The 15293-nt window shown below is 72.8% G+C and carries 14 protein-coding genes; 8 read left to right on the top strand and 6 right to left on the bottom strand.

The features are described from left to right. The first annotated feature begins 3 nt into the window (after positions 1–3). Positions 4–813: a class I SAM-dependent methyltransferase gene (locus TCUR_RS18490; protein WP_052305544.1), complete on the top strand. Its 810-nt coding sequence runs from the start codon at positions 4–6 to the stop codon at positions 811–813. A 203-nt stretch (positions 814–1016) separates the two neighbouring features. Further along, on the top strand, positions 1017–1802 hold the full coding sequence (locus TCUR_RS18485; RefSeq protein WP_012854068.1) for a hypothetical protein: 786 nt from the start codon (positions 1017–1019) through the stop codon (positions 1800–1802). 21 nt (positions 1803–1823) lie between these two features. On the opposite strand, the gene TCUR_RS18480 is transcribed toward TCUR_RS18485, so the two are convergent. From TCUR_RS18480 to TCUR_RS18470, 3 genes are read right to left on the bottom strand one after another with little or no spacing between them, the layout of a single operon-like run. Further along, the gene (locus tag TCUR_RS18480; protein ID WP_012854067.1) at positions 1824–3623 is read right to left on the bottom strand and encodes an IucA/IucC family protein; all 1800 of its coding nucleotides are present in this window, start codon (positions 3621–3623) and stop codon (positions 1824–1826) included. Positions 3624–3626: 3 nt separating this feature from the next. Further along, positions 3627–5318, bottom strand: coding sequence for an IucA/IucC family protein (locus TCUR_RS18475; protein ID WP_012854066.1), 1692 nt, complete (start codon positions 5316–5318; stop codon positions 3627–3629). Beyond that, complete coding sequence (locus TCUR_RS18470; protein WP_012854065.1) at positions 5315–6481, bottom strand: ATP-grasp domain-containing protein; 1167 nt, start codon at positions 6479–6481, stop codon at positions 5315–5317. Before TCUR_RS18470 ends, TCUR_RS18475 begins: the two co-directional genes overlap by 4 nt. 165 nt (positions 6482–6646) lie before the next feature. Here TCUR_RS18470 and TCUR_RS18465 point away from each other — a divergent pair, with 165 nt between their 5' ends. Next, positions 6647–7270 (top strand): HD domain-containing protein, encoded by a 624-nt coding sequence (locus tag TCUR_RS18465; protein WP_012854064.1) that lies wholly within the window; start codon positions 6647–6649, stop codon positions 7268–7270. Here TCUR_RS18465 and TCUR_RS18460 read toward each other — a convergent pair. Further along, a complete protein-coding gene (locus tag TCUR_RS18460; RefSeq protein WP_012854063.1) occupies positions 7239–7532 on the bottom strand; it encodes a DUF4031 domain-containing protein in 294 nt (97 codons plus the stop codon). The genes TCUR_RS18465 and TCUR_RS18460 overlap by 32 nt on opposite strands. A gap of 117 nt (positions 7533–7649) precedes the next feature. Between TCUR_RS18460 and nudC the strand changes: the two genes are divergently transcribed. Further along, positions 7650–8561 carry an NAD(+) diphosphatase gene (gene nudC, locus TCUR_RS18455; protein ID WP_012854062.1) on the top strand — a complete coding sequence of 304 codons (912 nt, stop codon included), beginning with the start codon at positions 7650–7652 and terminating at the stop codon, positions 8559–8561. A gap of 49 nt (positions 8562–8610) precedes the next feature. Here the strand turns inward: nudC and TCUR_RS18450 are convergent, their stop codons facing one another. Continuing rightward, a complete protein-coding gene (locus TCUR_RS18450) occupies positions 8611–8892 on the bottom strand; it encodes a mycoredoxin (protein ID WP_012854061.1) in 282 nt (93 codons plus the stop codon). Positions 8893–9139: 247 nt separating this feature from the next. On the opposite strand from TCUR_RS18450, the gene TCUR_RS18445 reads away from it, so the two are divergent. From TCUR_RS18445 to TCUR_RS18430, 4 genes are all read left to right on the top strand, one after another. Next, positions 9140–11248 carry an ATP-dependent helicase gene (locus TCUR_RS18445; protein ID WP_012854060.1) on the top strand — a complete coding sequence of 703 codons (2109 nt, stop codon included), beginning with the start codon at positions 9140–9142 and terminating at the stop codon, positions 11246–11248. A 216-nt stretch (positions 11249–11464) separates the two neighbouring features. Further along, a complete protein-coding gene (locus TCUR_RS18440) occupies positions 11465–12349 on the top strand; it encodes an acyl-CoA thioesterase (RefSeq protein WP_012854059.1) in 885 nt (294 codons plus the stop codon). 135 nt (positions 12350–12484) lie between these two features. Next, the gene (locus TCUR_RS18435) at positions 12485–12829 is read left to right on the top strand and encodes a hypothetical protein (RefSeq protein WP_148233057.1); all 345 of its coding nucleotides are present in this window, start codon (positions 12485–12487) and stop codon (positions 12827–12829) included. Positions 12830–12968: 139 nt separating this feature from the next. Further along, positions 12969–13220 carry a WhiB family transcriptional regulator gene (locus TCUR_RS18430; protein WP_012854057.1) on the top strand — a complete coding sequence of 84 codons (252 nt, stop codon included), beginning with the start codon at positions 12969–12971 and terminating at the stop codon, positions 13218–13220. A gap of 575 nt (positions 13221–13795) precedes the next feature. Here the strand turns inward: TCUR_RS18430 and TCUR_RS18420 are convergent. Then, positions 13796–15136, bottom strand: a complete 1341-nt coding sequence (locus TCUR_RS18420; protein WP_041440051.1) for an ABC1 kinase family protein — start codon at positions 15134–15136, stop codon at positions 13796–13798. Positions 15137–15293 lie beyond the last annotated feature (157 nt).

Raw genomic sequence — 15293 nt, 5'->3', positions numbered from 1 at the left:
GAGATGATCCCCGCATCGAGCGAGGAGGTCGAAGTGACGGTGACGCGCGCAGAGAAGATCGTCCGGGAGGTCGGCGGGCGGCCGGAGCGGGGCGGGGATCCCAGGTTGAGGATGTCCTTCACCGCGAACCTGGTGCGGCTGGTGGAGTTCACCGAACCCGAGCTCGACCCCGAGGACGTGGTGCTGGAGACCTGCGCCGGCACGGCGGTGCTGTCGCGGGCCATCGCCCGGCGAGTACGGCACGTCACCGCGCTCGACCTGGACGAGGGCAAGCTGGCCGAGGGCAAGCGGGAGGCCGACCGGGACGCGCTCACCAACATCACCTTCACCCGGGGCGACGCCACCGCCCTGCCCTACATCGGGCGTTCCTTCACGCTGCTGCTGAACCGTTTCTCGCTGCACGAGGCCGACGACCCGGCGGCGGTGCTGCGCGAGCTGGTGCGGGTGAGCCGGCCCGGCGCCGGGCTGGTCGTGGCGGACCTGGTGCGGCCGGAGGACGGCGCCGCCGACCCCGACCGGCTGGAGCGGCTGCGCGACCCCTCCCACCGCCGGCTGCTCACCGTGCAGCAGATCACCGACCTGATCACCGAGGCCGGGGCCGAGGTCAAGCGGACCGACCGGTTCGATGTGGTGCGCCCGCTCGAGGCCTGGCTGGCCAAGTCCGGCACGCCCGCCGAGACCGCCGAGCAGATCCGCGCCGAGCTGCGCGCCGAACTGGACGGCGGCCCCGCCACCGGCCTGCGCCCGGTGATGGTGGACGGCGAGCTGTGCATCACCCAGGCCAACGCCTACTTCGGCGCCATCGCCCCCTGAACGCCCCCTGGGTTTTCCGCCGCGGACCTGCGTGAGCGTTCCCGGGCCCGAACCCACCCCCGGGTCCGGGCTCACTCGCGTTCCCCAGCCGGTCGAAAACGGATACCGGTGACCGGAAGAGGACAGCCATCCAAGATCGCTTTTCGCCGGAGTCGTGTGCGGCCACAGTGTGGACTTGCGTCTTCGGCGAAGGAAGCACACGGATGGACATGAGGGGAAACCCGGGCGGGGCGGCCGACCGCAGGACCGCTGAGGACACCACGCCGCTGGTGGTGCTGTGGGCCCGCCTCTGCGCCGTCCCGGCCCGGTGCGTGTTCCTGCCGTCGCGTCCGGACCGGATCGTCGATCCCATGATCAGGGCGCTGCAGCAGCTGCGCGCCTGGACGGGCATGGCCGTGCTGGTGGGGATCGCGCTGACCTACCAGTCGACGGACACCGACGCGGCGGTCAACCAGTGGCTGGAACAGCTCGTCGGGAACCTGATGCTCTCCATCATGCTGTGCCCGTTCGTCGTGCTCGCCTTCATCGCGGCCGCCCGGCCGCCGAACCGGCGGCTGTACCTGCGCCGGGCGGTGCGTCCGCTGCTGGCGATGCTGACGCTGCTCGCCACTCCGCTGATCATGGTGCCCCTCTCCTTGCTCGAGAAGACGGAGTACGAGAACCTGTGGTGGTTCCTGGCGGCGCTGAGCACGCTGCTGTTCTTCTTGTGGCTGCTGGGATTCGCCGCCTACGGCGGGTTCTTGGCGGTGACCCACGCCTTCCGCACCGCCGACATCCACGAACTGGTGCCCCCGCTGCTGACCACCGCCGTGACGTGGGCGATGGTGCCGGTGGAGCTGACCTCCGGCGGCTATCCGGGCGTCCCGGCCGTCCTGCAGGTGATGTTGCTGCTGGGCGGCCCATTGTCGGTCACGGGGATCGCCTGGCTGGAGGTCCGCAGGCTCCGCCGGCACTATGGCCTGACTTTTCGCGGCGCCCTGGGCCGCTGAGAGAGGGCGTCCTCCCGGCGTTCACCGGCGCCGGATCAACTCCGCGTCCGCCGGGGTTCGCGGCGGCGCGGCCCGGTCGTGGGGCGCGGTGCCGAGCGGGTTGGGGACCGGGATGTAACCGGCGGCGCGGTCGGCCGAACGGGACCAGCGGACCCGCAGGTTGGCCTTGGCCGGCAGCGGCACCCCCGCCAGCAGCGCCCGCAGCCGGGCGTCGCCGGGGCGGCCGCGGGCGTAGTCGGCGACGCACTCGCGCAGCACGCGCCACAGCTCGGCCTCCAGGCGGGGGTGCCGGTCGGCGACGGCGGCGGCGATCTCGGCCAGGTGGTTGACCAGCAGGCAGTACACCACCCGGTTCCAGCCCTGCTCGGCGCTGTAGGTCAGCGCCTCGCGGACCCGGCCGGGCAGGCCGGCCAGGGCGGCGTCCCAGCGGCCGGCCACCAGCTTGGTGCCCTCCAGGTCGCGGAAGGCCGCCTGCGTGGGCATGCCGGTCTCGTCCACGGCCACCACCACGTTCTGCAGGTGGGGTTCCAGCACCACCCCGTGGGTGAGGTAGGCGTCCAGGGCGGGCGGGGCCACCAGCGCCACATAGCGCGCCCACCACGCCAGCGCGCCGTCGGGGTCCGCCGTGCACGGCAGCGTCGCCACCGACACCGGGCCGGTGCCGTAGGGGTCGGCCAGCACGGCGGCCACCAGCGGGGTGCCGGCCAGCGCCCGCACCCCGCCGCGCAGGATCACCCCCAGCCCTTCGTGCAGCCGCCGGTCGGCCAGATGGACGCTGCGGTAGGCCGGTTCGGGCAGCAGCCGGCAGCCGCCGAACCGCTCGCCCAGCTCGGCGAACACCGGGCGCAGCAGCCGGTCCAGCGTCACCGCGCCGGTCAGCTCGTACCAGGAGTTCTTGCGCACGCAGTTGGTGATGCGCATGTCCAGGCTGAACTTGCAGAACACGTCGGCGGCGGGCACGTACAGGGTGCGCACCGAGGAGGTCGGCACCGCCTCCGGCCCGCCCTGCCCCAGATCGACCAGCAGCCCCGACTCCAGCGCCCGGCGCAGCACCGGCCGGCCGGCCAGCAGCGAAAGCTGCCAGGGGTGGGCCGGGAGCAGCCGGTGCCCGGGCGGGGGAGGGGGCGCCAGCGCCTCCAGCGCGGCGAACCCGGCCGCGTCCCCGCCCTCGGCGAACACCTCCTCCCGCACCGCCAGCCAGCGCAGCGGGAACCGGGCCCCGGCCTCGGGCGCGTACGGCAGCCACTCCTCCGGTTTGCCCTGGCGGGCCTTGGGCGAGGGGTGGAACCGGTGCCCGGCCACCAGCGACTGCTCTGAGGCCAGGTAGACCGCGCACCTGTCGTCCCCCGTCAGGGCGGGCCGGGAACCCCGGGCGAAGGGCCGCACGCCGTCGCGGTCCTCCGCCGGCCGGCGCGGCGGGGGAGGGGCGGCCGGGCCGCGGGCGGCCAGCAGCGCCGCCAAGGCGGTGTGGCTGGCGGTGACCTGCTCCACGAACTCCGGGTTGGCCTGGCCGGTGGTCAGCTCCAGCTCCCCGGCCACCAGCTCGGCCAGGCGGCGCCAGTCCACGGCGGCCCACTCCCCGGAGCCGGCGCGCAGCTCCTGGTAGGGGGCGGTCAGCCGGTAGGTGAACCCCAGCGGGGGACGGGCCAGCCGGGCGCGCAGCAGCACATCCAGGCGGGGCAGCCGGATCAGCAGGTGCCCCCCGCGGGGCCACACCTGGTGGTCGGGGGCGCAGACCTCCCGCACCAGGCAGTTGAACAGGGCGGTGGCCGTCGCGTCGTCGGCGGACAGGACGCGATCGGCAGAGCCGGTCGGCAGCACGAGTCAGTCCCGGAAGTAGCGAAGGTAGTTGGGCCCGTCGGGGCCGTAGTGCTTGTTGATGTCGCGGGCGCCGGTGCGGGCCTTGTCGACCAGCGTCCCGGCGGTCAGCATCGCCTTGGTGGGCAGGCGGTCGGCCTCCAGCGTGCGCGCGCGCAGGAAACGGTCGGCCGGGTGCGCGCCGAGCGCCGCCGCCAGCCGGTCCCGCACCAGCGCCAGCCCGGTGCGCAGCGGCAGCAGCCCCTGCTCGGCCAGCGCGAACGCCACCGCCCCGGCGCACAGGTGCACGGTGATGGTGATGAAGACCCGGGCCAGGGAGTGCGGGTCGCCGCCGGTCATCCGCTCATCGAGGAAACGGCAGGGGCCCATCTCGGCGGGCAGGGCCCGCGGGTCCACCAGCGTGCCGTCGTTGTCCTTCAGCAGCAGCCGGAGCGGCCCTGCGCCCAGGACGAGGGAGACGTTCTGCTGGTGGGCCTCCAACGCGATCCCGTACCGGAAGAGGGTCACGTTGATGGCGAACAGCGCATCCAGGTACTCGGCGAACAGCTCGGCCACGTCCCAGCGTTCGATGACCGCGCCGCCGTCGGGGTGCTCGGCCGTCAGCGCCGCCACCGGGATCACATGGGCGGCGGCGGTCTCGGGCGGGAAACGCCGCACCAGGTAGCCCAGCGTCGCCTCGCCCGCATGCCCGTAGGTCTGCTCGTCGGCCAGCAGCAGCGGCAACTGCGGCTCGCGGGCGTGCACCCGCCGCAGCAGCCGCTCGGCCAGCGCGCCGTCGTGCAGGGTCCTGGGGACGATCGTGCGGCGGTTGCGCAGCCCCAGCGTGCTCGTCGGCAGCGGCACCTTCAGATGCGACAGCCCGTCGACCACCACCGTCCTCATCGACAGCGTGGGACGCACCTCCAGGTAGGGCAGCGGGGCCGTTTCGTGGCCGCCGGTGAGCGGATGCAGCGGCAGCAGCTCGTGGGTGCCGGCCAGGTCCTCCGCCAGCCCGACGTCGGCCGGGCGCGGCCACCAGGCGGGGCGCTTTCCGGCCAGCGTCACCCGCTCGCGCGGCACCGCCGTCCAGCGCAGCGCGAACACCGGGCCGCACTCGGGCGCGTACCGCCGCAGGTCGTCGGGGCCGAGCCCGACGCGGCAGCGGCCGGTGGGGTAGACCGGGTGGTCGTTGAAGGCGGCCGGGATCTCATAGAACGTGCCGGGGCCCAGCGGCGAGGCCCCCCGCAGCCGCCGCAGCACCGCGGGCCGGATCTGCCGGTGCAGCAGCAGCGTGGCCAGGGTCTGGCGGCACTCCTGCTCGAAGGAGGCCACATCGTCGCGAGGGTCGGCCACGTGGCGGACCGCCGCCAGCACCTCTTCCAGGCGCAGCCCGGCGTCCGGGTCCACGCACGTCTCCGACAAGAATCCCGGCCACGGCCCGGACACCGGCCGGGCGAGGCGCTGCGGCGGGGAGAGCCGGGCGGCCCGCGCGTCGCGCTCCCCGGCGGCCGCCCGGGACGCGGGGACGGGCTCTTGCGCCGGGCGCGGCGCGGGAGCGTCCGCCGGCAGCCGCCGCAGCGGCACCACGGGACCTCCGGGCAGGCGCAGCACGCGGCCGTCCGCGAAACGGCGCAGGCCCCCGTAGTCCTCCTGCAGCAAGGCGTCCAGCACCCGCGCCGCCAGCAGGGACTCCACCAGGCGGGCATCGGCGGCGGTCATGAGATCTCCCAGTGCGGCCCGGCCTTGAAACGCGCCAGCGCCGCCTCGACCGCCGCCGCATCGGGACCGATGGCCTGCACCGTGCCCAGGTAGTCGCGGTTGGTGCCGGTCAGCGTGATGGTGTCGCCCACGCGCCGGACGGGACGGTAGACCAGATCCACCTCGCCGTCGCGCCACCGGGTGAGGTCCGGGGCCGAGCGCAGCACTCCCGGCCGGTCGGCGAACACCGAGTCGATCACCGCGTGGCCGGCGGGGCGGGCGGGCGGTTCGCCCAGCGGCTCGCCCAGGTGGACGCGCAGCACCCGCTCGAACACCGGGATCTGCAGCAGGTCGGCCAGCAGGAAGTCGGCGTGGTCGCCGATGATCCGGTAGTTGACCTCGATGATGTGGGCGCGTCCCTCGTGCACCACGAACTCGGTGTGGCAGGCCCCGAACCCCACCCCCAGCGCTTTGAGCTGCGCGAGGATCTGCTCGCTCTCCGGCGGGACGGGGGCCCACTCCAGGCGTTCCTCGGCGAAGCGCGGCGGGGAGACCGTGGTGCGGAAGGAGCCCAGCACCTGCAGCCGCTCCCCGTCTCCGAGGGTTTCCAGGGTGTAGAGCCGGCCGGGCAGGTACTCCTCGGCCACCAGCGGGTCGTCCCGCCGCTTGCGGATCTCCGCGTAGCGGGCCTTCAGCTCCTCGGGGTCGCCGACCAGGAAGACGTCCTCGCTGGCCACCCCCTCCCGGGGTTTGAGCACCAGCGGGTAGGGGCCCTCCGGCACGCCCTCGTCGGTGACCTGCACGCTGAACACCGGGTCGATCTCCGCCAGGTGGCGCCGCATCAGCGCCTTGTTCTTGGCGCGGGTGGCCGCCCGCCAGTCCTTGCCCGGCAGGCCCAGGTAGGCGGCCGTCAGCGCGGCGGGGGCCTGCAGGAAGTCGCTGTTGGAGAAGACCGCGTGCACCGGCTCATCCGACCGGCACAGCGCGTCCACCACCTCCCGGTAGTCGGTGACCCGGCAGCCGGTGACCGTCACGTCCGGGCCGTAGCGTCCCCGGTGGTCGGCGGGACGGTCGGTCAGCACGGTGACGCGCAGGCCGAGCCGGGCGGCGGCGGGCAGGAATCCGCAGGTGACCGAGTCGGTCACCTTGCCGGCGAGGATGACGAGATGGGGCCGGGTGTCCAAGGCTATGCCTTTCGTGTGAGGTAAGCCTTGCCTAACTCGCTGCTACCCTAGTGGCTGCCCGGCCCGAGCGCGGGAAGAAACCCACCTGTGTCGCCGGTTCCGAGGTGAAAAATTGCGCGCCTTCGGCCGGTCGGACCCTTTGATCCGCACGGCAGGATGGGCCTTATGGACGATCTTGTCGCGCGCTGGGTGGCGCTGGCCGGCGAAGAGACCCGCCGCATCGGAGCCGACCTGGCCGACCGCTACGGCGAAGAGCACCGCCGCTACCACACCCGCGAGCACCTGGTCGCGGTCCTGGACCTGGTGGACGAGCTGGCCGGCCACGCCGACGACCCCGACCTGGTCCGCCTGGCCGCCTGGTTCCACGACGCCGTCTACGACCCCCGGCGCGGCGACAACGAAGAACGCAGCGCGGTCAAGGCCGAACGGGTCCTGGCCGACACCGACCTGCCGCCGGAGGCCATCGCCGAGGTCGCCCGCCTGGTCCGCCTCACCGCCACCCACACCCCCGGCCCCGCCGACCGCAACGGGCAGGTCCTCTGCGACGCCGACCTGGCCATCCTGGGCGCCGACGCAGAGCGCTATGCCGCCTACGCCGCCGCCGTCCGCAGCGAGTACGCCTTCGTCCCCGAAGAGCACTTCAACGCCGCCCGCGCCGACATCCTGCGCTCCCTGCTGGCCAAGCCGACGATCTTTCACACCCCGCCGGCCCGGGAGCGCTTCGAACGCCGGGCCCGCCGCAACCTGCACCAGGAGCTCAGCCGGCTGGAGTCGGCCCTTGGGCGGTGAGCGGACGGCGGCGCTTGGGACGGCGCAGACCGGCCGCGGTGAGCCGGGCCAGCAGCTCCCGGCAGCCGACGGGGCGGGCGCCCAGCTCGATCGCGCGCCGGTACAGCTCTGAGGGCACGTCGTAGTGGTCGCGGTCGAACGCCCGCGGCGGCACCCCCAGCCGGGCGGCGAAGTCGTGCAGCTCCTCATAGGAGGAGTCGCTGACCATGTGCGACCACACGCGTCCACGGAACGGCCACAGCGGCGGATCGATCAGGATCAAGGCGGGCTCCCCGGCGACGGAACGTCGATCCTTTAGAGTGCCACGGAAAACGCCGCACGCGGCAGGGCGCACCGTGCGACCGCAGACGGGACGCCCGGCCGGAAGGGACCGCAGGTGATGCACGCTCCGCTGGAATGGCTGGCGCTGGCCCGCGGCGGCCTGGACCGGGTCGCCGACCGGCGCGAGGACGAGCGCTGGCTCGCCGGGCGGTGGGCCGATCCGGCCACCCGGGTGCTGGTGGTCGACCGCGGACGGGCCCTGGTGCGCGATGGGGAACGCCCGGAGCTGATCCTGCTGGCGCCGCAGGCCGCCCCCGAGGGCGAGCGGTACCTGCTCGGCGTCGACGACGACCAGACCGCCTACTTCGCCGTCTGCGGCCCGCTGCCGGTCATCGAGGGCGCCCGGGCCGCCGGGCTGCGCGGGGTCGGCGCGGTGCTGGGGGACAGGGACTCGGCGCTGCTCACCCAGGCGGTCGCGCTGGCCAACTGGCACGCCACCCACACCCACTGCCCGCGCTGCGGAGCGCCCACCCGGCCGGCCAGAGCCGGTTACGCCCGCGTCTGCTCCGCCGACGGCTCTGAGCACTTCCCCCGGCTGGACCCGGCCGTGATCATGCTCGTCCGCGACGAGCACGACCGGCTGCTGCTGGGCCGCGCCCCCGCCTGGCCGGAGCCGATGATGTCGGTGCTGGCCGGTTTCGTGGAGCCCGGCGAGTCGCTGGAGCAGGCCGTGGCCCGCGAGGTCCGCGAGGAGGTCGGCCTGGCCGTCGGGGAGATCGCCTACCTGGGCAGCCAGCCCTGGCCGCTGCCGCAGAGCCTGATGCTGGGCTTCTTCTGCCGCACCGCCGACGGCGGGCGGCTGCGCCCGGACCCCGCGGAGATCGCCGAGGCCCGCTGGTTCACCCGCCCGCAGCTGCTGCGGGCCCTCGAAGAGAAAGAGATCATGCTGCCCGGCCGGGTCTCCATCGCCCGCCAGCTCATCGAACGCTGGTACGGCGGCCCGCTGCCGGACTCGTGGGAGCACCGCTGACGCCCGTACGGCGGCGCGCCCCCGCCCCGGGGAGGGCGCGCCGCCGGCCTCACTTGCCGGAGGCCGCCAGGGACTCCAGGTGCTGCTTGACCTTCTTGGCGGGCGGGTTGGTCATCACCGTGCCGTCGGGGAACAGCAGGGTCGGGACCGTCTGGTTGCCGCCGTTGACCCGCATCACGAACTCGGCGGCCTCCGGGTCGCGCTCGATGTCGACCTCGCGCAGGTAGATGCCTTCTCGGGCGAGCTGAGCCTTGAGCCGCCTGCAGAACCCGCACCAGGACGTGGTGTACATGGTCGGCCGTCCGTCCGGCGTGCTCGCGGGGTTCGCCATCGGTGCCCGGTCTCCTTCACTGTCGCGTGCGATGAACCTTTTTCAGCGCCCGCCCGGCGGCCGGGTCTTGCGCTGAAGACCGCCCGCGGGGCGTGCGCTGAAAAACGATTCAGCCTGTTCGGGCATTATCAACCGCCGTTGACCTCCGGACATTCCGCTCGGTGCGGTGCGCCGGTGGTGCGAGGATGGACCACTGGGAAGGAAACGGCCTCGGCTGACGAAGGTGACGGGCGGGTGAGCGATGAGCATGGAGGCCGATGAGGTCCTGGCGGGACTGGACCCCGAGCAGCGCGCCGTCGCCGAGGCGGTGCGCGGCCCGGTGTGCGTGCTGGCCGGCGCCGGCACCGGCAAGACCCGCGCCATCACCCACCGGATCGCCTACGCCGTCTTGACGGGGGTGGTGGCGCCGCAGCGGGTGCTGGCCGTGACGTTCACCACCCGCGCGGCCGGGGAGCTGCGCGGGCGGCTGCGGCAGCTGGGCGCCCCCGGCGTGCAGGCCCGCACCTTTCACGCCGCCGCGCTGCGCCAGCTCACCTACTTTTGGCCGAAGGTGATCGGCGGCGAGCCGCCCCGCGTCGTCGAATCCAAGATCGCCCTGGTCGCCGAGGCCGCCCGGGCCTGCCGGCTGTCGTACGGGCGCACCGAGCTGCGCGACATCGCCGCCGAGATCGAATGGGCCAAGGTCACCCAGCACCGCCCCGAGGACTACGTCGCCGGCGTCGAGCGGACCGGCCGCAAACCCCCCGCCGACGTGATCGACGTGGCCCGCGTCTACGCCGTGTACGAGCAGCTGCGCCGCGAGCGCAACCTGCTGGACTTCGAGGGCATCCTGGAGCTGACCGCCGCGATGCTCACCGAGTACCCCGAGGTCGCCCGGCAGGTCCACGACCAGTACCGCTACTTCGTGGTGGACGAGTACCAGGACGTCAACCCGCTGCAGAAACTGCTGCTGGACGCCTGGCTGGGCGGCCGCGAGGAGCTGTGCGTGGTCGGCGACCCCAACCAGACCATTTACTCCTTCACCGGCGCCACCCCCCAATACCTGCTGGACTTCACCCGCGAGCATCCCGGCGCCCGGGTCATCAAGCTGGTGCGGGACTACCGCTCCAGCCCGCAGGTCGTCCGCCTGGCCAACGGGGTGATCGGGGCGGCGCGCGGGCGGACCGCCCGCCGCCACAGGCTGGAGCTGGTCTCCCAGCGCCCCGACGGGCCCGAGCCGGTGTTCATCGAGTACGACGACGAGATCGCCGAGGCCGACGACATCGCCCGCCGCGCCCGCAAACTGATCGACGAGGGCGTGCCCGCCTCTCAGATCGCCGTGCTGTACCGCATCAACGCCCAGTCGGAGAACTTCGAGGCGGCGTTCGCGGCGGCCGGGGTGCCGGTGGTGCTGCACGGCGCCGAGCGGTTCTTCGAACGCCAGGAGGTCCGCGAGGCGGTGATGCGGCTGCGCGGCGCGGCCCGCGCCGGGGCCGACGCCGAGACCGACGGGATGGGCCTGGTGGCCACCGTCCGGCACGTGCTGGCCGGGGTCGGCTTCACCGAGCAGCCGCCGCAGGGAATCGGCGCCGCCCGCGCCCGCTGGGAGTCGCTGTCGGCGCTGGTCCGCCTCGCCGAGGACGTCGCCGCCGCCGACCCCGATGCCGCGCTGCCGCAGTTCGTGGCCGAACTGGAGGAACGGGCCGCCCTGCAGCACGCCCCCACCATGGAGGGCGTCACGCTGGCCAGCCTGCACGCGGCCAAGGGCCTGGAGTGGGACGCGGTGTTCCTGGCCGGGCTGACCGAGGGCACGCTGCCGATCGTCTACGCCGAGACCGCCGAGCAGATCGAAGAGGAACGGCGGCTGCTGTATGTGGGCATCACCCGCGCCCGCGAGCACCTGACGCTGTCGTGGGCGCTCTCCCGCGCCCCCGGCGGGCGCAAGAACCGCAGCCCGTCCCGTTTCCTGGAGGGCCTGCGGCCGCAGACCTTTGGCCCGCCGGCCGCGCCGGCGAGCCGTCCCCGCCGCCGTGCCGGCAAGGGGCCGCTGCCGTGCCGGGTATGCGGCCGTCCGCTCACCGCCGCGCTGGAACGCAAGCTCGGCCGCTGCCAGGACTGCCCCTCGGCCGTCGACGAGGAGCTGCTGGAGGCGCTCAAGCGGTGGCGCGCCGCGCTCGCCGAAGAACAGGGAATCCCGCCGTATGTGGTATTCACCGACGTGACGCTGCAGGCCATCGCCGAGCAGCGCCCGGAAACGCCGCAGCAGCTGGCCCGGATATCCGGGGTCGGCGCCACCAAGCTGATCCGCTACGGCGACGCGGTACTGGCGTTGTGCCGGGGTGAGACCCCGGCCACACCGCCCGGCCTGACAGACTGACCGCCTTGACGTCATCCACCGCACGACGGGGGACGCCACCGCTCGCCCGCACCATAAGGACGCAGAAAGATCCGCGGCGCATCGGCCCGGCGACCGGCCGGACGGATCCCGCGCACTTTCGCCGCCTTCCCGGCGTCACATCCGAGGCGGCGCGCCCGCACGCAGGGCGGTGGCCTTCCCCCGTTCGTCGGCCGGCATCGAATCCGTAGGTGACACGTGAAAGAGTCGTTGAAGGAACTGCTGGACCTGCTCGACCTGGAGCAGATCGAAAACGACATTTTCCGTGGGCGGAGCCCACAGGAACGCCGCCAGCGCGTGTTCGGCGGGCAGGTGGCCGGTCAAGCGCTGGTCGCCGCGGGCCGCACCGTGCAGGTCAACCGGGTGGTGCATTCGCTGCACGCCTATTTCATCCGGCCGGGTGACCCGCTGGTGCCGATTGTCTACACCGTGGACCGGGTGCGCGATGGACGCTCCTTCACCACCCGGCGGGTGACGGCCATCCAGCACGGCCGGGCCATTTTCACGTTGTCGGCGTCTTTTCAAGTGCCCGAGGAAGGGCCGGAGCACCTGGCGCCCATGCCCGAGGCGCCCCACCCGGAGACCCTGCCCACCGGCAAGGAGCGGCTGACGGCGCTGTGGGGCGAGGAGGCCGCCGAGAAACTCACCCGCCGCAATCCTTTCGACGTACGGCACGTCACCCCGATGACCTGGGAGGCCGCCAGGGACCCGAAACTGGCGACCGACCGGTCCCTGGTGTGGCTGAAAGTGGACGGCGAACTGCCCGACGACCCGATGCTGCACCTGTGCCTGATGACCTACGCCTCGGACCTGACGCTGCTGGACACCGTGCTGCTGCGGCACGGCCTGGCCTGGGGCGACAGCAGGACCATCGGGGCCAGCCTGGACCACGCCATGTGGTTCCACGGGCCGTTCCGCGCCGACGAATGGCTGCTGTACGCCCAGGACACCCCGTTCGCCGGCGGCGCCCGCGGATTGGCGCGCGGCCAGGTCTTCACCGCCGACGGGCGGTTGGTGGTGTCGGTGATGCAGGAAGGGATGGTCCGGGTCTCAGACGCCTCCAAAGCCCCGGAAGTTGGGTGAAGTCTCCCACAAAACCGCAGGTCAAAAATGCCTTGATTGATTTCGGGCGGCGAACGTAGTCTGCTGCCCGAGCAATCAAACGTCCGAGCGCTCGTGCGCGAGGCCCAAGGAGCCAGGAAGGTGGTGTGCAGTCCGGTGATCAGCATGACGCGCAAATCGCAGCCGGTCCGGACCGCGCCGCGTCCTGGCTGGAGCGACTTTGCGCATGAGTCCTCCGCGCTGATGCCCCCGTCGCTGCCCGAGTTCGTCTCCATCGAACGCGGCGACAAGGGCGCCGATCAGCCCTACGCCAGGAAGCGGCAGGTCTACGGCGGTCTTGCGCCGCTGTGCGACGTGCGGCTGCAGCAGGTTGTCGGCGAGCGTCAGGGGTGGAGTGTCTTCGGCGAAGGCACCGCCGCTGAACTGATCGCCCTTACGGCCCGCATGGGCGCCGCCGATGGCGGCGTGCCGGGTCCGTATTCCTGGAGGCAACCGGTTTAAACGACCGGCATGGCCCCCAGGCCGCGGATCCAGGCACCGGATCCGCGGCCTCTTCGTTTCTGGCCGCAAGTCCCGTCGAACGACCCGTTGAGAACCAACGAGAGGAACCAGGGTGACTGCGATGCAGGGGGCTCTCGCCATGAGCGACGAGGACCTCACGCTTCCGTGCCGGACCGAGCCTGAGCTGTTCTTCGCCGAGGCTCCCGCCGACATCGAGCTGGCCAAGGCGCTGTGCCGGGACTGCCCGATCCGCAAGGCCTGCCTGGCCGGCGCCATCGAGCGCCGCGAGCCGTGGGGCGTGTGGGGCGGCGAGCTGTTCGTCAAGGGCGAGATCGTGGCCCGCAAGCGTCCTCGTGGCCGTCCCCGCAAGAACGCCGAGGTGACCGTCTGACGGTCGCCGGTGCGGGGACGGGCCGGTGAACGACCGCCGCGGCCCCGGAAGCGGGGCCGCGGCCACCACCCCGAGAGGTTCCGCCGGAACGTGCCCAGGTCCGTGCCGGCGCGCCTTTCGCGACATGACGGAACACCCGGAGGCTGGACGACACACAGGTGAGAAAAGAACTGCTGCTCGACCGGGCGCCCGCCCCCGAGCGGGCTCATGACAAGCAGGCTCATGACAGGCAGTCCGCGTCCCTTCGTACGCCGCGCCCTTCCGCCGGGGCCGCCGGCGTGACCGCGACGGGGACGCTCGATCCACAGGCGGCGGCCCGGGTGCGCGCCCTGCGGCGCGCCCGCCGCACCGCGCAGGCCCACGCCCGCGTCCGCCGCATCCTGCTCACCGGTTAGCAGGCCGATTCCTCCCGTGCTTTCGGGATGGTTTCGCGGGAGGCGCCTCCCGGTGAGCCGGCGCCGCCCGGTGCCCCTACCTCGCCGGGCCCGCGCCGACAACGGGGCCCCGCCCCCTCCGTCACCGGGGGGCGGGGCCCCGCTCGTCGTGGCCGGATCCGGCCGGTTCAGGCGGCCGGCTCAGGCGGCCGGCTCGTCGTCGGTGTCGCCGTCTTCCTCGTCGGCGAAGCCCGGGACCCACTTCAGGCACTCGGCCCGGGCCGGGATCTCGCATTCCAGCTGGCACAGCACCCCGGTGCCGGCCGACAGCACCCGGTGGATGATCACGTACTCGGGGGGCAGGTTGAGCTGGCGCACCACGTTGCTGGGCCGCAGATCGGTGACCTTGGCGGCCATCATCCGCAGCCACTCGCGGTTGAAGCGGAACGTCTCGTTGATGAAGGGCTCGGTGATCGGGGCCAGGAACGCCTCCAGCGCCTTGGGATCGACCTCCACGCCCTCGCGGATGAAGTCCTCCTCCCGCAGCGCCTGCATGATCTCGTCGATCTCGGCCATGGTGCCGATCCGCAGCAGCAGGCCCAGCCGGCGCTGGAAGCCGCCGGGGATCCGGTCGACCGCGCCGAAGTCCAGCACGCCCAGCCGCCCGTCGGGCAGGATGCGGAAGTTGCCCGGGTGCGGGTCGCCGTGCAGCATGTCGGTGCGCTTGGGCCCCGACAGCAGGAACCGGCAGTACAGCAGGGCGGCGTGGTTGCGCTCCTCCTGGGTGCCGTCGCTGATGATCTTCGACAGCGGGGTGCCGTCGATCCACTCGGTCACCAGCACGTTGCCGGCCTGGGCGACCACCTCGGGGATGTAGAAGTCCGGGTCGTCGGCGTACGCCTTGGCGAAGGCGTTCTGCGACTCGGCCTCGATGGTGTAGTCGAGCTCCTCGATCACCCGCTCTTTGAGCTCGGCCAGCATGGGCTTGATCTCCAGCCCCGGCATCAGCACCGCAAACAGCTTGCCCAGCCGGGCGAGCTGGTTGAAGTCGCTGATCAGCGCCTTGCCGGCGCCCGGGTACTGGATTTTGACGGCGACCTTGCGCCCGTCCTTCCAGACCGCCCGGTGCACCTGGCCGATGGAGGCCGCGGCGGCGGGGGTGTCGTCGAAGGACTGAAACTGCTCCCGCCAGTCCTCGCCGAGCCCTTCGGCCAGCACCTTGTGGACGGTGGAGGCCGGCAGCGGCGGGGCGGCCTCCTGCAGCTTGGTGAGGGTGGCGCGGTAGGGGCCGGCGATCTCGGGCGGCAGTGCGGCCTCGAAGATGGACAGCATCTGGCCCAGCTTCATGGCGCCGCCCTTGAGCTCGCCGAGCACCTTGAACAGCTGCTCGGCGGTGCGCTGCTGGATTTCCAGCGCGACCATCTCGGCGGGCTTGCCCAGCGTCCGCTTCCCGACGCCGAGCGCTGCACGTCCGGCGAAACCGAGGGGCAGCGACGCGAGCTTGGCTGACCGCGTCACCGCGCGGCGGGGGAGATCACTCACCCGCCCATTGTCAGGTATCGATGTCATTCCTGCCACAGTGAGGCCAAAGGAATCCTGAGAAAATCCGCTGCCACCCCTGTCTACCAGGCCAAAGGACGTAAGTGTGTACTTTCTCACCCTGGTGGGCGGGCACTTGACGGCGCGCGCGGCGGCTGCT

This window comes from Thermomonospora curvata DSM 43183, assembly GCF_000024385.1.
GTDB classification, from domain to species: Bacteria; Actinomycetota; Actinomycetes; order Streptosporangiales; family Streptosporangiaceae; genus Thermomonospora; species Thermomonospora curvata.
This window is presented reverse-complemented; position numbering and strand designations above follow the sequence as displayed.